General features: G+C 67.9%; 13 protein-coding genes. 7 read left to right on the top strand and 6 right to left on the bottom strand.

The window, feature by feature from the left end; translation table 11 throughout:
* Window positions 1-1,233: a benzoate/H(+) symporter BenE family transporter gene (locus OG203_RS19175; RefSeq protein WP_405167017.1), complete on the bottom strand. Its 1,233-nt coding sequence runs from the start codon at window positions 1,231-1,233 to the stop codon at window positions 1-3.
* A 229-nt stretch (window positions 1,234-1,462) separates the two neighbouring features.
* On the opposite strand from OG203_RS19175, the gene OG203_RS19170 reads away from it, so the two are divergent.
* Window positions 1,463-2,269, top strand: coding sequence for a sulfurtransferase (locus OG203_RS19170; protein ID WP_405167915.1), 807 nt, complete (start codon window positions 1,463-1,465; stop codon window positions 2,267-2,269).
* Window positions 2,270-2,354: 85 nt separating this feature from the next.
* Here OG203_RS19170 and OG203_RS19165 read toward each other — a convergent pair whose 3' ends face one another.
* Both OG203_RS19165 and OG203_RS19160 read right to left on the bottom strand, forming a co-directional pair.
* Complete coding sequence (locus tag OG203_RS19165) at window positions 2,355-3,053, bottom strand: HNH endonuclease family protein (protein ID WP_405167016.1); 699 nt, start codon at window positions 3,051-3,053, stop codon at window positions 2,355-2,357.
* An 80-nt stretch (window positions 3,054-3,133) separates the two neighbouring features.
* Complete coding sequence (locus OG203_RS19160; protein WP_405167015.1) at window positions 3,134-3,496, bottom strand: hypothetical protein; 363 nt, start codon at window positions 3,494-3,496, stop codon at window positions 3,134-3,136.
* Window positions 3,497-3,612: 116 nt separating this feature from the next.
* On the opposite strand from OG203_RS19160, the gene OG203_RS19155 reads away from it, so the two are divergent.
* The 3 genes from OG203_RS19155 (at window position 3,613) to OG203_RS19145 (ending at window position 8,241) form a co-directional block, all read left to right on the top strand.
* On the top strand, window positions 3,613-6,456 hold the full coding sequence (locus OG203_RS19155; RefSeq protein ID WP_405167014.1) for a DEAD/DEAH box helicase: 2,844 nt from the start codon (window positions 3,613-3,615) through the stop codon (window positions 6,454-6,456).
* Entirely contained in the window at window positions 6,453-7,220 is a 768-nt protein-coding gene (locus OG203_RS19150) for an SWIM zinc finger family protein (RefSeq protein ID WP_405167013.1), read from the top strand. Before OG203_RS19155 ends, OG203_RS19150 begins: the two co-directional genes overlap by 4 nt.
* Window positions 7,221-7,473: 253 nt before the next feature.
* Entirely contained in the window at window positions 7,474-8,241 is a 768-nt protein-coding gene (locus OG203_RS19145) for a helical backbone metal receptor (protein ID WP_405167012.1), read from the top strand.
* 47 nt (window positions 8,242-8,288) lie between these two features.
* On the opposite strand, the gene OG203_RS19140 is transcribed toward OG203_RS19145, so the two are convergent.
* Window positions 8,289-9,782 (bottom strand): flavin-containing monooxygenase, encoded by a 1,494-nt coding sequence (locus OG203_RS19140; protein WP_405167011.1) that lies wholly within the window; start codon window positions 9,780-9,782, stop codon window positions 8,289-8,291.
* A gap of 158 nt (window positions 9,783-9,940) precedes the next feature.
* On the opposite strand from OG203_RS19140, the gene OG203_RS19135 reads away from it, so the two are divergent.
* A complete protein-coding gene (locus OG203_RS19135) occupies window positions 9,941-10,597 on the top strand; it encodes a TetR/AcrR family transcriptional regulator (protein WP_405167010.1) in 657 nt (218 codons plus the stop codon).
* 17 nt (window positions 10,598-10,614) lie between these two features.
* On the opposite strand, the gene OG203_RS19130 is transcribed toward OG203_RS19135, so the two are convergent.
* Together OG203_RS19130 and icmF are read right to left on the bottom strand one after the other, a co-directional pair.
* The gene (locus OG203_RS19130) at window positions 10,615-11,697 is read right to left on the bottom strand and encodes an amidohydrolase family protein (RefSeq protein ID WP_405167009.1); all 1,083 of its coding nucleotides are present in this window, start codon (window positions 11,695-11,697) and stop codon (window positions 10,615-10,617) included.
* A gap of 93 nt (window positions 11,698-11,790) precedes the next feature.
* Complete coding sequence (gene icmF, locus OG203_RS19125; RefSeq protein WP_405167008.1) at window positions 11,791-15,009, bottom strand: fused isobutyryl-CoA mutase/GTPase IcmF; 3,219 nt, start codon at window positions 15,007-15,009, stop codon at window positions 11,791-11,793.
* A gap of 234 nt (window positions 15,010-15,243) precedes the next feature.
* On the opposite strand from icmF, the gene OG203_RS19120 reads away from it, so the two are divergent.
* Window positions 15,244-16,251 carry a hypothetical protein gene (locus OG203_RS19120; RefSeq protein WP_405167007.1) on the top strand — a complete coding sequence of 336 codons (1,008 nt, stop codon included), beginning with the start codon at window positions 15,244-15,246 and terminating at the stop codon, window positions 16,249-16,251.
* Complete coding sequence (locus OG203_RS19115) at window positions 16,248-17,294, top strand: hypothetical protein (RefSeq protein ID WP_405167006.1); 1,047 nt, start codon at window positions 16,248-16,250, stop codon at window positions 17,292-17,294. Before OG203_RS19120 ends, OG203_RS19115 begins: the two co-directional genes overlap by 4 nt.
* Window positions 17,295-17,312 lie beyond the last annotated feature (18 nt).

The raw sequence follows: 17,312 nt of genomic DNA, 5'->3' as shown, positions 1-17,312 counted from the left end.
TCAGTCGCGCAGTGTCAGTACCTTGCGGACCACCAGCCCTGCGATGAGGGCCCAGAAGGCGGCGCCGACGCCGAGGAAACCCACGCCGGACGCGGCGATCAGGAAGGTGACGATGCCTGCTTCGCGGTGCTTCTCGGAGCCGAGCGCTCCGGTCAGGGCGGCGGCGAGGGTGGCGAGAAGGGCAAGGCCCGCAACGGTTTCCAGGACTCCCCTCGGTGCGGTGGCGATGAGCGTGACGACGGCCGCCGAGCCGAGGGTGAGCACCAGGTAGCCGACGCCGGAGGTGAAGGTGGCGACCCAGCGTTTCTTCGGGTCGGGGTGGGCCGAGGGGGCCGCCGAGAGCGCGGCGCTGATCGCGGCCAGGTTGATCGCGTGGCCGCCCGCCGCGGCGCCGACGATGGTGCCGATACCGGTGACGGTCATCGCGGCCCGCCACGGGACTTGGTAGCCAAAGGATTTCATGACCGCGGTGCCCGGAATGTTCTGCGACGCCATGGTGACGATGTAGAGCGGTATCGCCACGCCGATCATCGCCTGCCAATTCCAGTGCGGCAGTGTCAGTTCCACCGACGGCACCATCGCGGCGACGTCGAGATGCTTATGCTGCACGGCAATACTGATGCCCGACCCGATGGCCGCCGTGCCGAACGCCGCGATCACCGCCCAGCGCTTGGCCACCCGCTGCAATACCAGCCACACCAGGATCACCGGAATCACCACCGCCGGACTGGACTGCACCGCCTTCACCGGCGCCAGGCACAGTGGCAGCAGCACCCCGGCCAGCATGGCCTGCGCGATCTCCACCGGAATCGCGGCGACCAGCTTGCCGAGCCGCTGCCACAGGCCGGTGATGACGATCAACACCCCGGCGATCGCGAACGCGCCGACCGCGGCGGGCCAGCCGCCGACCACCGCGCCGGTGCTCGCGAGCAGCGCGGCGCCGGGTGTCGACCAGGCCAGCGTGATCGGCATCCGATATCGGTAACTGAGCAGCAGCATGCCGATCGCCTGCGTCACGCACAGCGCGAGCAGTCCCGAGGCCGCCTGTGCCGAGTTCGCGCCGACCGCCGCGAGCCCGCTGAGCACCACGGCGAACGAACTGGTGAAACCCACCAGCGCGGTGACAACACCGGCACCGATCGGCTGCCCGAGGCCGACCTCGGGGACAACGGTGGATTCCGGCCCGTTGTCCTGCTCGGCGGGGGCCTCGATGGCCGGGGAAACGTTCGACATTGTGGCGATCCTGCCCGCGACTGGACTGCTCGTCACGGGCCAGTCGGCCGAAACTGGACCGAATTGACGAACGGCTGTGACCACGTCGGGGCGCCCCGGTGGTCCGATCGCCCTTACCGGCGAGTAGCGCTGGGGTGCAGTCACATTGCCCTGTTCAGGTGCGTACTGTGGTGTGTATTCGGTGCGCGAAGGTGCGATTACTGGACTAGGAGCTGGGTTGAGCGCGGTACTGATCTCACCGGTGGAGCTTCGGGAAGCGTTGTCGGACAAGCAGGTTCGCCTGCTGGACGTCCGATGGTCGCTGGGTGACCCGGACGGGCCGCAACACTATCTCGATGGCCACATCCCTGGCGCGGTGTTCGTCGATATGGAAACCGAGCTGTCCGCGCCGCCGTCGCCCACGCGCGGCAGGCACCCGCTGCCCGACATCGCGCAGCTGGCCAAGTGCGCGCGCAGCTGGGGCATTCGCAACGGCGATCCGGTGGTCGTCTACGACGCGACCGGCGGCATGGCGGCCGCCCGCGCCTGGTGGCTGCTGCGCTGGGCTGGCATCGCCGACGTGCGGATCCTCGACGGCGGACTCCCCGGCTGGACGAACGCGGGCGGCGAACTCGCCACCGGCACCGAGCCCGACCCCGAACCCGGCGATGTCGACCTGAGCCCGGGCCACCTGCAGGTCATCGACGCCGACGCGGCCGCCCGCTGGCGCGGCGTGCTGCTCGACGCCCGCGCGGGCGAGCGCTACCGCGGCGAGATCGAGCCGATCGACCCGAGGGCCGGTCACATCCCCGGCGCCATCAGCGCCCCCACCGCCGAAAACCTGGACGCCAACGGCCGCTTCCGCGCCCCCGCAGAACTGCGCGACCGCTTCGCCGGATTCACCGCCGAACCCGTCGCGGTCTACTGCGGCTCCGGCGTCACCGCGGCCCACCAGGTGGCGGCGCTGGCCGTCGTCGGCATCGACGCGGCGCTGTACCCGGGTTCCTGGTCGCAGTGGTCGAACGACCCGAAACGCCCTGTCGCGACCGGAAGCTGATCACCGCGCGTCGCGGACCGGCCGGACGCGACCGACTTGCGAGCATCGTTCCAACGGTGCGGCCGCCGGGTCGTGCGCCCAGTGCTCAGGGGCAGCCGCGTGCCACGCTGTGCAATGCCGTGCTGTCGGCCTCGGTCAACGCTAGCTCGTAGTGCGCGGCCACGGTCAGATACTTGCCCGCGTAGAAGCAGTGGTTCGCGCGGTCGGGCGGTAGCCATTCGGCGGGGGTCTTGTCGCCCTTGGCCGCATTGGTGAGTCCGTCGGTGGCCAGCAGGTTGTCTTCGAGGTCGTTGGCGAAACGGATGCGGCGTTCGAGCGGCCAGCCGACGGCACCGAGGTCCCACGCGGCGGCCAGTGGAAACACGTGGTCGATCTGCACGTCGTAGGCGTCGGCCTTCTTGAAGCTGATCCGCTTGCCCGTGTACGGGTCGTTCAACGTGCCCCCGACGACAACACAGTCGCGCGTCCCCGGCCGGAAGCTCACCCCGCCGAGCTGCCTGGCCAGCACGTTGTCGCGGGTATCGCAGCCGTCGTGCCCGCCGGGCCCGCTGTTGTCATCGGTCCAGGCAGGCCCGAACACACAGCCCTGCCCCGCCTTGCACCCACGGTCGTAGCCGCCGGGATGCGGCCGGACCGCAACCACCCGCATACCCGCCAGCAGCTGCGTCAACTCGACCCTGCTCGGACTCCCCGGCGCGGGCGCCACCGACGCGCCGCCGAGCTGGCCGCACCCCGCGACCGACAGCGCGACGAGTGCGCCGACAAGCCAACGCCGAATGTCCATGGCGCCAGAGGTACACGGATGGACCGACATTCGTGGCACCCGAAGCGCGTGCAGTTGTCAGCAGTCGAGCGACACAACCCTCACGACCAGGCACGCGCGAGGAGATCGTCGTCGACGACCTCGCTTGCCCTCGGTGGGAACCGAGTGGCCGAAATCGACTCGGCGTCCGCGCCGTCGTGCCCGATCAGCCACGAACCGCCGCGTTCCTCGCACTCGGCGAGCTTGGCGAAGGTGGCGAGCAGGAAGGCGATGGCGTCGTGTGCGTCGAGGGTTCGGGCCAGGCGCTGCGATTCACCGGGGCGGGACAGGTCGAGCCACACACCGGACTGACCGTCGAGCCGCATGCCGACGATTTTCTCGGCGTTGATGAAGGTGAACTTGCGCCGTTCCCACGGCGTCGTCGGCGTGAAGCTCTGCTCGAGAACTTGGAGCAGAATCGTCATGATTGCCTCCGTTGACCAGCGGATATTCAAGTATGTTCCGCCCGGGCCCAGAAATCCAGAGCAGCGGGATCGCGGCGGCGCGAATCGGTGTCGGACCTACCTGCTTGGATAGGTTGATGCTGCACGGTCTGTGGTCGCCGGGATCCGGGTTGCTGCTCTGGCACGACGCACCCCTCACCGCGCTGAATCCACCCACCCCGCCGGCGCCGCCGGCTGCCGTCCCTCTGCCCGACCCGTTGGGCAGCGTATTGAGCGCGTCGAAATTCCGGCACCGGGCAGACGTATTGGCCATCGACTCGAGCGGCACGGCGACCGAACAGGTCCGCGCGCACGCGATGGCCCCGGCGGCCGCCGCCGCGGCGCTGCGGCAACGACTTCCGGCCGAGGCGGTGGCGGGTGACCTGCGCTTTCTCGCCCATGTCGCACACGGGATCGAGCGCTGGGTGCGGGCCGGTCGGATCGTGCCGGAACTGCGCAGGGCCGACGGTCAGTGGTGGGTGCGCTGGCGACTGGTCGGCGGCGAACGGCAGCGTGCCTGGCTGGCCGAGTTGGCCGTGGCCATGCCCGCCGCGCTACAGGTAGCGGGCAGGCCTAACGCGCTGCTCGATGACCTCGTCACCGAACTCACCGACCCGATCGCGCGGGCACTGATCGATCCGCCTGACTCGGCGCATCCGCTGGTGGACGCGCTCGTCCGCGATATAGCCCTTGACGCGGGGAGCTACCGGGTGGCCGAGACGCTGGAGCACTGGCGAGCCACCCTGACCGGCGACGAGCCGGAACTGGTGCTGCGTCTGCTCGAGCCGGACGGCGAGCTCGGCACCGCCGACGAGTCGGTGGCGCTGTGGCGGCTGGAGGTCTGCCTGCGCGTCGACGGCGAGGCGCCGAATCCCGTTCTGCTGCACAGCGATCCGAATCTGCTCCGGACGGCGGTGGAGAAGCTTGGCGAGGCGCAGCGGGCGTACCCTCGGCTGCGCGACCTGCCGAGCGATCCGCGCTCGCTCGACCTGCTGCTGCCCACCGAGGTCGTCGTCGACCTGGTCGAACACGGCGCGCACGCCCTGCAGGCCGCCGGTGTGCGACTGCTGCTGCCGCGTGCCTGGAACGTCAGCGCTCCGACCATGCGGCTGCGCGTGGAAAGCGCGGTGCCCGCCGCCGAAAGCACCGTCGGCATGCCGGGACTCGTCTCCTACCGCTGGGAACTCGCGCTCGGTGACACCCTGCTGACAAAGGCCGAGATGCAACGGCTGGTCAACAGCAAATCCGATCTGGTCCAGCTGCGCGGCGAGTGGGTGCAGGCCGACCACAAGGTGCTCGCCGCGGCCGCCCGCTACGTGGCCGCGCACACCGACACCTCCGAGATCACCTTCGCCGACCTGATCGGCGAACTCGGCGCCGGTCGCGTCGAACAGGTGCCGGTCACCGAGGTCACCGCCACCGGCTGGGCCGCCGACATCCTGGATCGGACCCGCGAACTCGAGCCGATCACCCCGCCGGTTGGTCTGAAGGCACAGCTGCGCCCCTACCAGGAACGCGGCCTCGCCTGGCTGGCGACCATGAGCCGCATGGGTTTCGGCGCGATCCTGGCCGACGACATGGGCCTCGGCAAGACCATCCAGGTGCTCGCGCTGCTGGTGCACGAGCGCGAGGCGGCGGGCGACAGCAGGCCGGGGCCCACATTGCTGGTGTGTCCAATGTCGGTGGTCGGCAACTGGCAGCGGGAGACCGAGCGTTTCGCGCCGGACCTGCGCGTGTGGGTACATCACGGGGTGGGCAGGCGATCCGGGGCGGAGCTGGACGCCGCGGTGGCCGAGGCGGATCTGGTGATCACCACGTACTCGTTGCTCGCGCGGGACCTGGACGAGCTGAAGCGGCAATCGTGGGACCGAATCGTGCTCGACGAGGCGCAGCACATCAAGAACGCGGCGACCAGGCAGTCGCGCGCGGCTCGCGGCCTGCCCGCGCGACATCGCCTGGCGCTCACCGGAACTCCGGTGGAGAATCGCCTGGAGGAGCTGCGCTCGATCATGGATTTCGCGGTGCCGAAGGTGCTCGGCAGCCCGCAGACCTTCCGCGCCCGCTTCGCCGTTCCCATCGAACGCGAGCGCGACGAGAACGCGATCAGCAGGCTGCGGATGATCACCCAGCCGTTCGTGCTGCGCCGGGTGAAGACCGACCCCGCCGTGATCACCGACCTGCCGGACAAGCTGGAGATGACGGTGCGCGCCAACCTGACCGTCGAGCAGGCCGCGCTCTACCAGGCGGTCGTCGACGACATGCTGGCCAAGATCAAGGACGCGAAAGGCATGGCGCGCAAGGGCGCCGTACTCAGCGCGCTGACCAGGCTCAAGCAGGTGTGCAACCATCCGGCGCACTTCCTCGGCGACGGCTCCGGTGTACTGCACCGCGGCAGCCACCGCTCCGGCAAGCTCGCCCTGGTCGAGGACGTGCTCGACGCGGTGCTCGCGGACGGCGAGAAAGCGTTGCTGTTCACCCAGTTCCGCGAGTTCGGCGAGCTCATCGCGCCCTATCTGGTCGAGCGCTTCGGCACGGAGATCCCGTTCCTGCACGGCGGGGTGACCAAGCAGCGGCGCGACACCATGGTCACCCGGTTCCAGGAGTCGGACGGCCCGCCGCTGATGTTGTTGTCGCTCAAGGCCGGTGGCACCGGGCTTAACCTCACCGCCGCCAATCATGTTGTGCACCTGGATCGTTGGTGGAATCCGGCGGTGGAGAACCAGGCCACCGACCGTGCTTATCGGATCGGCCAGCAGCGCAATGTGCAGGTGCGCAAGCTGGTCTGCGTCGACACCATCGAAGAGCGAATCGACGAAATGATCAACGGCAAAAGGCAACTCGCCGATCTGGCCGTCGGCGCGGGGGAGAACTGGATCACCGAGCTGAGCACCGACGACCTGCGTGAGTTGTTCACGCTTGGGAAGGAGGCGGTCGGCGAATGAGCCCTTACGTCGATTACAACGAGTATGGCAAGCGCCGCCCGGTGCGCGGCGGGGTCGAGGCACGCAGTCGCCGTGGCGGTTTCGGCCGCACCTGGTGGGGCAAGGCGCTGCTCGAAGCGATCGAGCAGATGGCCGACGCCGGGCGCATGTCGCGCGGTCGCACCTACGCCAGGGCCGGACAGGTGGTCAGCTACCGGATCGAGCCCGGCGCGGTGACCGCGGAAGTGCAAGGCAGCCAACCTCGCCCGTTCACCGCGGTGTTCACCGTCCGGCCGCTGCGGGAGGAGGAACTCGAGCTGCTCATCGAGACGATCCGCGACGCGCCGGGCATGCTCGCCGAGATCGCCTCCGGCGCACTGCCGACCGCACTCGGCCCGCTGCTGCTGCCGACCACCGCCGCCGACCTGGATTTCACCTGTACCTGCCCCGACCCCGGCTGGCCGTGCAAACATGTGGCCGCCGTCTGCTACCTGCTCGCTGAACGGCTCGACGAGCGTCCCCGCGAGATCCTCGCGCTGCGCGGCCTCGACCTGGACACCCTGATCGGCGGCATCGAACGCGACCTGCGGACCACCGATTCCGGCGATCCGTACGGGAACGACGCCGAGCTGCCGGACCTACCGAAGATCGAATTCCGGCCAGCACCGGACGACCTGGATCCGCTGCTGTTGCGCAAGGCTTTACGGATGACCTCGGCCGAAGAATCGATCGCCGCGGCGGGGCTGCGCGAACTCACCGCGCTGTATCGCATGTTCGAGGCGTGATCGAGCTTGGTAAGCATCCGGCGTCGGGGCTTGCGGTTGTCTCCGGACTTTTCGGGGCGGGATCAGGTCCGGTGACACAGGGACCGGGACTTCCCGACACCGGATGCCTTACTCAGTCTGCGCGCACCGAACCGGCCCCGGTACTGCCCGAGGGTTGCCAAGCCGCTGCCCTTGCGCCGAGCTTCGGGCAGTGCCCCTCGGCCCCTAGGCTGGGGAACGTGCAGGCAACAGTTCACGGCAGGGGTCCGGGCCGGTGACCGTCAGCGACGATCTCGGCGCCGCCGTCGCGCTCGCGGAACCGCCGCGACGGGTGGTGTCGCTGGTGCCCTCGTTGACCGAGGCCGTCGCCGTGACCTGTCCGGAGCTCCTGGTCGCCGCGACCGAATGGTGCACGCATCCGGCCGATCTCGCGGTCGAACGCGTGCGTGGCACCAAGAACCCCGACGTGCGCCGCATCATCGAACTCGCCCCCGATCTGGTGTTGTGCAACATGGAGGAGAACCGGCGCATCGATGTCGACCGGCTCCGCGAAGCCGGAATTCCGGTGTGGGTCACCAGAATAGAGACGGTCGACGAGGCGCTCGCCTCGCTGACGCGGCTGTTCACTGTCGCCATCGGCACCGCGAGCCCACCCTGGCTCGCCGAGGCCGAATCCGTCTTGGCGTCACCGCCGCCGACGCCGCCACGCAACGCGGTGATCCCCATCTGGCGCAATCCGTGGATGGTGGTCGGCCGCAACACCTTCACCGGCGACCTGGCCCGCCGCCTCGGCCTGAACCTCGTGCACGCCGACCGCCCGCACCGCTACCCCCGCCTCACCGAGGCGGAATTGACCACCGGCATCGACCTCGCGGTCCTACCGGACGAGCCGTACGTATTCACCAAAGCCGATGGCCCCGAAGCCTTTCCGGGAATTCCGGTGGCGCTGGTAGAGGGCCGCAGCCTGACCTGGTACGGCCCATCCTTGGCCACCGCACGGCAAACCCTCACCCGGCAGCTAGCCGCGACCTTTCTCGCCTGAAATCAGCCGAACCAGAGGTGCCGGATCGTGACGACGGGCACCGACAACTACGCCGATGTCGCGAATCGATAGTCGGTCAGGTCGAAGTGCCCACTGCGCCAGGCGGATTCGACGGTGGTGGATGGCCGCAGTGGCACGTCGCCGTGCTTGTCGAAGTAGTAGCTGTTGGATACCGCGCAGCTGTCCTGCCAGAACACCTGTCCGCCGCGGCGATCGAGCATCTCCTTGAAGAAGCGATCGTTGGCCTCGCGGGTGACCTCGACGACGGTCGCGTTGCCCGCGCGGGCGTGCCGCAGACAGCGCAGGATGTGCCTGGTCTGGTTCTCGATCAGCGCGAAGTAGGACGAGCCGTTGTAGCCGTACGGCCCGATGATGGAGAAGAAGTTCGGGAAGCCGGGCACGCTCACGCCCTCATAGGCTTGTAGCCGGTTCTCGTCCCACCACTTCTCCAGATCAAGGCCGCCGATGCCGCGCAGGTCGTAGGTCGGCATGTTGCCCGATTCCATCACCTTGAAGCCGGTCGCCAAAATCAGTATGTCGATCGGATATTCGGTGCCGCTCGCGGTGCGCACGCCGGTGCTGGTGATCTGTTCGATCGGGTCGGTCTCCAGCACCACATTGTCGCGGTTGAACGTGGCGAGGTAGTCGTTCGAGAAGCTCGGCCGCTTACAGCCCAAAGCGTAACGAGGCGTGAGCTTTTCGCGGACCACCGGATCGTGCACCTGGCTGCGCAGGTGCGCGAGGCCAGCGCGTTCGCCGAGCGCGGCCGTCGGCAGGCTCGTGTGATAGTGCGCGGCGATGGGGAAGGTGATCTCCACGTACGTCTGGCTGATCAGCCGGGTCAGCGATCGTGCGCCGGGTATCCGCAGTGCCCACTGCACCGGCTTGGGCAGCGGCAGATCCAGTCGGGGCAGGCACCAGATCGGCGTGCGCTGGAAGACGACGAGCTGCTCGACCTCGGGCGCGGTCTCCGGAATCACCTGCACCGCAGAGGCTCCCGTGCCGATGATGGCGACCCGCTTGCCGCGCAGGTCCTGCCGGTGATCCCAGCGCGAGGTGTGCATGGTGACCCCGGCGAAGTCCTCGACGCCCGGAATCTCGGGCAGCTTCGGCCGGGTGAGCACGCCGGTCGCGCTGATGACGAAGCGGGCGGTCAGCTCGCCGCCGTCGGCGGTGTGCAGCCGCCAGCGGCAGCCGCCTTCGTCGAACTCGGCCTCGGTGATGTTGGTATTGAACCGGATTCGCGGCCGCAGCTCGTATTTGTCCACGCACGATTCGGCATACGCCTTCAACTCCCGCCCCGGCGCGTAGGTCCGGGACCAGCTGGCGCGCTGCTCGAAGGAGAACTGGTAGCTGAACGACGGAATGTCAACGGCGATACCGGGATAGGTGTTCCAATGCCAGGTGCCACCGACGCCGTCGGCCTCGTCGATGATGAGGAAATCGTCGAAACCGGCCTCCCGCAACTTGATCGCGGCCCCGATCCCAGCGAACCCCGCCCCGACGATGATCACCTCGTGATCGATCCCGTTGCTACTCATGCCACCTCCCGAATCCGGTGCGCCTCGCGGCACCGCCCGTGCGTCATGGGCCGGGTCCGCGGCGTAGACGGCGGAGTCGACCCGGTGCTGAGCGCCGCCAATCGCTAATTGGCCGCACATGCCACCAATTAGGCGCGTGGTGCGGTACTTTGTCAACCATGAGCCTGCGCGTACCGGCCAGGACCTGGGGCGGCCGCACCACCGAGGAGCGGCGCGCCGAACGCCGCGCGCGCCTGATCGACGCGGCCCTCGACATCTGGATCGAGAACGGGTGGGCGGCGGTCACCATGCGCGGCGTCTGCCAGCGCACCGCACTCAACGACCGCTACTTCTATGAGCACTTCGCCGACCGCGACGAACTGCTCGGCGTCGCCTGGGACGCGGTGTGCACCGAGGTCTTCGCCGACCTGGCCGCGATCGTCACCGAGCACGTCGAGCGGCCCCCGCTGGAGATTCTCCGCGCGGCGGTGACCCGCGCGGTGCGGCTGCAATCCGACGACCACGGCCGCGCCCGCATCCTGCTCGCCGACCACGCGGGCAGCGCCGTGCTCGAGCAGCGCCGCCAAACGATGCTCACCGACGCCACCGACCTGCTCGTCGCCACCTCCCGGCCGTACCTGCGCCCGGACGCCGACGAGCTCGAGTTCCGGATGAGCACCCTCGTCGCCATCGGCGGCTTCATCGAACTGCTCACCGCATGGCGCACCGGCGCGATGGACATCGACGGCGCCCGCATCATCGAACACATCTGCGGGCTCGGCGCACTGCTCGGCACCCAATACCTGCCGCCGGAGATCATTGCCCCTGCGGGATAACGGGTTTCGCCGCACCCCTACCCGAGGGAGTTGCCGATCCGATACACGCGCCTGGCGGTATCCCGGAAGATGTGCTCGAGCTCCGGCTGCCCGCCACCGTGTCCGGTGACCGCGGTGGCGACCGCATCGACACTGTTGGCGATACTCGTAATCGGTTTGTCCACCGGGAAATTCGAGCCCCAGATCAGGCGGTCGGCGCCGAACACGTCGAGTGCGTGTTCGATGAGCGGGTGAATGCGGTCCACCAGCACCGCAACCGGGGTCGATGTGCCGCGCGGCGGCACCGGATGGCCGAGAATCGGCATCATCAGTCCGCTCACCTTCGCGACCACATTCGGCTGTTCGGCGAGCGCGGACAGATCGTCGCGCCAGCGCAGCAACAGCGCGCGGCGCAAGCTGGGGTTGGTGCCGGTGTGCTTGCCGACCGGACCGAAAATGCCTGCGGGAGTGGCGAGATGGTTGAGCACGATCGGCACCTCCGGATAGCGCTCGGCCAGCGCCGTCACATCCGGTAGGGCATGCGAGTACACCCAGGCCTCGAAGGAGAGGTCGCGCTCGGCCAGCCGCGCGAAGCCGTTCAGGAACTCCTTGGTGGTGAGCGCGCCCGGGTGCCTGGTGTACGGCCGGACATCCGGATCGGGATGGTGCGCCGCGTGCGAGCGGATGCCGCGCAGCAAGGGCGCGGCGGCGATGTGCGCGTCGAGCAGGGCGGCGAAGTCGGGTGCCGCGGGATTCGCGCTGCCGAGAATCGCGCCGAGTTCGGGATTGTCGCCGCCGAAGGGCAATCGGGCCACCCACGCCGTCTCGTCGGCTTCGGCAAGCGGCTCCGTTCCGGCCCAGCTGACCTCGATATGCACGATCGTGTCGATCGGTTCGTCGCCCGCGTCCGCGCGATAGTCGGCGGGCAGGTACGGGTGGGCGAAAGCCGTGGGATCCCCGGTGAATTCGCGATCCCGGCGCGGCGCGATGCGTTTGGCCAGATCGATCGGGAGCGGCAGTGTTCGCAGCAGCCTTGCCGTCTTGCTGAATTCGCGGGGTGTGGTGAACGGATCCCACTGATGAATGTGTGCGTCGATGATCCGCATACCCGAGAAATCCATGTCCGCCGTCCCAACCGCGCCGATGGCCTTGACCCGGCGATTGTCACACGCCGACAGCGCGGTTCGTTCGGAATCGGGCCAGACGGCGAGCTATCACACGTTGCGGCGGTATTGGCCGCCGACGGTGAAGAAGGCGTCGGTGATCTGCTGCAGGGTGCACACGCGGGCGGCGTCCATCAGCACCTCGAAGATGTTGTTGTCGGTGCGGGCGACCGCCTCGAGGCGGGCAAGCGCCGCGTGCGCGGAATCGCGGTGCCGGTGCTGGAATTCGCGGACCCGGCCGAGTTGGGACTGCTTTTCCGACTCGGTGCCGCGCGCCAATTCGATGTGCTGCTTCGGTTCGCCGTGCGGGTTGCGGAAGGTGTTGACGCCGACGATGGGCAGCGAGCCGTCGTGCTTGCGGTGTTCGTAGCGCATGGACTCGTCCTGGATCTTGCCGCGCTGATACCCGGTCTCCATCGCGCCGAGGACGCCGCCGCGCTCGCTGATCCGATCGAACTCGGCCAGCACCGCCGCCTCAACCAGATCGGTCAGCTCATCGATGAGAAAGCTGCCCTGCAACGGGTTTTCGTTCATCGCGACGCCCCACTCGCGATTGATGATGAGCTGGATGGCCAGCGCGCGGCGCACCGACTCCTCGGTGGGCGTGGTCACCGCCTCGTCGTAGGCGTTGGTGTGCAGGCTGTTGCAGTTGTCGTAGATGGCGATCAGCGCCTGCAGGGTGGTCCGAATGTCGTTGAAGTTCATCTCCTGTGCGTGCAGCGAACGGCCGGAGGTCTGGACGTGGTACTTCAGCTTCTGCGAACGGTCGTTGGCGCCGTAGCGATCTCGCATCGCGACAGCCCAGATGCGCCGGGCGACCCGCCCGATCACCGAGTACTCGGGATCCATGCCGTTCGAGAAGAAGAACGACAGATTCGGGGCGAAGTCATCTATCTTCATGCCGCGCGCGAGATAGGCCTCCACGTAGGTGAATCCATTGCTGAGGGTGAAGGCGAGCTGGCTGATCGGGTTCGCGCCCGCCTCGGCGATGTGATAGCCGGAAATCGAGACCGAGTAGAAATTGCGAACACCGTTGCGCACGAACCATTCCTGGATATCGGCCATCATGCGCAGGCTGAATTCGGTGGAGAAGATACAGGTGTTCTGGCCCTGATCCTCCTTGAGGATGTCGGCCTGCACCGTGCCACGCACCGTGGCCAAGGTCTTCGCGCGGATATCGGCGGTCTCGTCCCCGGTCGGCGCGCGGCCCTCGCTGGCCGAGAATCGTGCCAGCGCTTGGTCTATCGCGGTATTGAGGAAATAGGCCAGGATGGTGGGGGCAGGGCCGTTGATGGTCATCGACACCGAGGTGGTCGGCGCGGTCAGGTCGAAACCGTCGTAGAGCGCCCGCATATCGTCGAGCGAGGCGATCGAAACGCCCGAGGTGCCGACCTTGCCGTAGATATCGGGGCGTTCGGCCGGATCGTGGCCGTAGAGGGTCACCGAGTCGAACGCGGTGGAAAGCCTTTTCGCGTCGGCGTGTTCGCTGAGCACCTTGAAGCGCCGGTTGGTGCGGAACGGGTCGCCCTCGCCGGCGAACATCCTGGCCGGGTCCTCGTTGTCCCGCTTGAACGGGAAGACGCCCGCGGTGAACGGGAAGCGGCCGGGCAGGTTCTCCGCGCGCAGGAAGCGAAGCAGTTCACCGTGATCGGTGAACCTCGGCAGCGCGACCCGAGGAATCGAGTTGCCGGACAGCGTTTCCCGGCGCAGCGGCGTGCGGATATCACGGTCGCGGATCCGCACCACCTGCTCGTCGCCGCGGTAGGACTCGGCGAGCGCTGGCCATTCGGCGAGCAGTGCGGCATTGTCGGCGGTCAGCTCCGCGCGGGCTTTCGTGGCCAGTACGGCGAGGGCCTGGTCCTCCGGCAGTTCCTCGGCAACCTGCTCGACTCGCTGAACCCGCTGTGCGGCAACGATTTGCGTCGCCGTCGTCGCGTGATAGTCGCGCACAGTCTCGGCGATCTCGGCCAGGTAGCGCACCCGGGCGGGCGGGATGATCTGCGCGAATCGGGTTGACGCGCGGGTGTTCACCCGGGGCAGCGTCCCCTGCTCCAACAGCAGGCCGTGCTCCGCAAGCAACCCGGCCAGATGCTGATACAGCGCGGTCACCCCGTCGTCGTTGAAAGTCGCCGCGCTCGTACCGAATACGGGCATGTCCTCCGGCGAGGCGGTGAAATCCTCCCGATTGCGGATCAGCTGGCGCGACACATCGCGCAGCGCGTCGGCGGCACCGCGGCGCTCGAACTTGTTGATCGCCACCACCTCCGCGTAATCCAGCATGTCGATCTTCTCCAGCTGGGAGGCGGCGCCGAATTCCGGTGTCATCACATACATGGACACGTCGACGTGATCGGTGACCGCGGCGTCGCCCTGGCCGATGCCCGGCGTCTCCAGGATCACCAGGTCGTAACCCGCTGCCTTGCAGGCGGTCACGATCAGTTCGATATTGTTCGGCAGCTCGCGACCGCCCCTGGTGGCCAGCGAACGGAAGAAGATGTGGTCGCCGTCGAGCGCGTTCATCCGGATACGATCGCCGAGCAGTGCGCCGCCGCCACGGCGCCGGGTCGGATCGACCGCGAGGATCGCCACGCGCAGCTTGTCCTGCTGGTCCGAGCGCAGCCTGCGCACCAATTCGTCGGTGAGCGAGGACTTTCCGGAGCCACCAGTGCCAGTGATGCCGAGCACCGGGACCGTGCGCGCGGCGGCCGCCTGCGTCAATGTCTGCCGGTCGCTGTCGGCGAGTGCGTTCTGCTGAATACAGGTGATGGCGCGGGCCAGCGCGGCGCGTTCACCGGCGAGCACCGCCTCCAGCACCGGCGGTTCGGTGGCGAGGTCGACGTCGCACGCCCGAATCAGCTGATTGATCATGCCGGGCAACCCGAGTCGCTGTCCGTCCTCGGGGGAGAAGATGGTCACGCCGGATTCGGCGAGCCGGGCGATTTCCTCGGCGACGATGACGCCGCCGCCACCGCCGAATATCCGAACATGGCCTGCCCCCGCCTTTTTCAGCGCGTCGGCGAGATATTCGAAGTACTCGACATGGCCGCCCTGATACGAACTGACCGCGACGCCCTGCGCGTCCTCGGTGAGCACCGCGTCGACCACCTCGCTGACGGCGCGATTATGGCCGAGGTGGATCACCTCGGCACCCTGCGCCTGCAAGATGCGCCGCATGATGTTGATCGCCGCGTCGTGCCCGTCGAATAGGGCCGCGGCGGTCACGAAACGAACGGGGTTGGTCGGCGTGTGCAGCGCGCTGTTGTCGGCCACGGCATTCCTCCGGCGATTCCAATTGCCGCCCGATACTAGGACGTCAAACTAATCCTACGGTGATGCCGATCACAGCGCCAGGCGGACATGCCCGGTCAATTCGGGAAAGTTAGCTGGCTGGATTCCGCTCACCGTGAATGCAAAGGGCGACAGCGGGTGATGGCTCGAGTTCCGATGGGACGCGATGCCCTAAATCCGAAATCCATCTGCATAAATCCACCAAAAGGACGATCCATGGGACGGAACTCTTATCGGCTCACCGCCGCGGTAGCCGCCCTCGGCCTGTCGATGCTCGCGACCCCTTTCGCACACGCCGAACCCGCGCCGCTGAACGGTCTGTTCGCACTCTCGCCCGGTGTCTGCTCCGGCGGCGCGGTGACCGGCAGCTTCTTCCGGATGATCCTGCCGACCGGTGACGCGGGCGGCCCCTACCTTGCCAACAGCGACTCGGCCTGCAGCGACCAGACGGTGACCACGCTGGCCGCGGGCAGCGACGGCGGCCTGGTCAGCGGCGGTTATCAGCCGCAGCCCGCCGCCGCCTTCGATGGCGCGGGCAATGCGCAGTCGGGCCGGGTCACCACGCCGGTCCGTTTCTATGGCGTCGATTTCGCCACCGCGACCAACCCCACCGATCCGCAGACCGGCGGCGGAACCGGCGTGCCCGAGGTGTATTCCGACGGCGGGCAGCTCTCCGGTGATCTGAGCAGCCTCGGGGTTACCTGGAACAACCAGGTGTTCAATCAGGGCGCGCCGAAACCTGGTGGTGGGTTGCCCGGCAAGACCAGTCCGGTGCGCGGCACCATCGATGGCTCGGGCAATTTCGTGATCGAGTGGACGAGTCAGATTGTCGGCGGTCCGTTCAACAACTTCACCGGGTTGTGGCATCTTGCCGGTCAGTATCGCGGCGGTAGCGCTACCCAGGCCGCGCCGGCGGCCGCGCCGATCGCACCGGCGCCCGCGGCTCCCGCGGCCGCTCCTGCCGCCCCCGCACCTGGTGCTCCCGGTGCTCCGGCGGCTCCTGCCGCGCCAGCCCCCGCTGCGCCCGTGGCCGTCGCGCCCGCCGTTCCGGTGGCGCAGAGCCAGCCCGTGCGCACCGATCCGGTGCTCGCGTCGAAGACGGTCGAGGTCCCGCGTGGGCGGCACACTCCGGCGTGGGTGGTGCCGACGCTGCTCGTCGTCGCCGTCGCGGCGGCCGGTGTGTTCTTCAACGCGGACCGGATCGTCCACCGGCAACGGCAGTGACAGCCGTGTCGGGGTTGCCCACCTATTCGGAGTTCGTCTCGAATCCGGAGCCTGCACCGCCGCGGCCGTTGAAGCGGTGGCCGTTCGTGTTGATCATCGCGCTCGGCGCGATCCTGGTTCTCGCGCCCATCGTCACCGGCATGTTTCCGCGAGCGGTCAAGGGCGAGGCGATGATCGACGCGTTCGAGCCGTATATGACGCGGTCGAGCATCGACGGCTATCGCCACGATCTCCAGGTGCTCGACGACGCGCGGACGAACGTGCTGACGTTGCAGAAGAACGGGCAGCAGCCGGGCAGTTATGAACGCGTCGACCAGTTCGTCCGCGACTACCCGGAGATCAACTACCACATGTCCGGGATGATCGGCGCGATCGATGACAATCGGCAGAACTACGAAAAGCTGGCCGCGGTACCGCCTTTCGGCACGTTGCCGTGGTTGTTCGCGCTGCCAGGCGTGATTCTGGTCGGTGCCGGGGTGCTCGGGTATCGGCGCGCGCAGGAAGGCAAGCAGGCGCTGGTCTGGCGCACGGTCGCCGGGCTCGCGGCGCTCGGCTTGATCGCCGTGCCGCTGCTCGGCGGGTTGTTCCCTGCCTCGCCCGCGGCGCAGCCGCTGATCGATGACCTGCGTCCGATCCTCACCCACGACGAGGTTCGAAAGCTGCAGGGCTACTTCGTCACCCTGGTCGCGGCCGACGGTGAACTGAACAGTCGATACACCGCGGACGTACGCACCGCCCATCCGGACGCCGATCTCACCGGTATCACCACCCTCGAAACCCGCTGGCAGCCGATGACTTCCCGCTTCGCGGCCCTGATCGGTGCGATGAACGACAACGTCCGCAACTTCGATGCCGTTGTCGCGCTGAATGAGTCGACGCGACCGATCGGTTTTGGCGCGTTTCGCGGACTCGGCTTCTTCTATCTGGTTCCCGGCATCTTCGTGCTTGCCGCCACGGTGGAGGGCATGCGATTGCCGAGCTGGGTGCAGGCGATTCGCGGCGCGTCGCGCGAGTCGAATTCGCTTGGCGGTAAACGGAAATGACACTGCGGCGAAGGGGAT

This window comes from Nocardia sp. NBC_01499 (assembly GCF_045040275.1).
Classification (GTDB): Bacteria; Actinomycetota; Actinomycetes; order Mycobacteriales; family Mycobacteriaceae; genus Nocardia.
This window is presented reverse-complemented; position numbering and strand designations above follow the sequence as displayed.

Coding starts and splice junctions, on each gene's coding strand:
- OG203_RS19160 (WP_405167015.1), bottom strand. CDS start 3,496: ATGACGATTCTGCTCCAAGTTCTCGAGCAGAGCTTCACGCCGACGACG.
- OG203_RS19135 (WP_405167010.1), top strand. CDS start 9,941: ATGAGCCTGCGCGTACCGGCCAGGACCTGGGGCGGCCGCACCACCGAG.
- OG203_RS19175 (WP_405167017.1), bottom strand. CDS start 1,233: ATGTCGAACGTTTCCCCGGCCATCGAGGCCCCCGCCGAGCAGGACAAC.
- OG203_RS19150 (WP_405167013.1), top strand. CDS start 6,453: ATGAGCCCTTACGTCGATTACAACGAGTATGGCAAGCGCCGCCCGGTG.
- OG203_RS19130 (WP_405167009.1), bottom strand. CDS start 11,697: ATGGATTTCTCGGGTATGCGGATCATCGACGCACACATTCATCAGTGG.
- OG203_RS19165 (WP_405167016.1), bottom strand. CDS start 3,053: ATGGACATTCGGCGTTGGCTTGTCGGCGCACTCGTCGCGCTGTCGGTC.
- OG203_RS19155 (WP_405167014.1), top strand. CDS start 3,613: ATGCTGCACGGTCTGTGGTCGCCGGGATCCGGGTTGCTGCTCTGGCAC.
- OG203_RS19140 (WP_405167011.1), bottom strand. CDS start 9,782: ATGAGTAGCAACGGGATCGATCACGAGGTGATCATCGTCGGGGCGGGG.
- OG203_RS19120 (WP_405167007.1), top strand. CDS start 15,244: ATGGGACGGAACTCTTATCGGCTCACCGCCGCGGTAGCCGCCCTCGGC.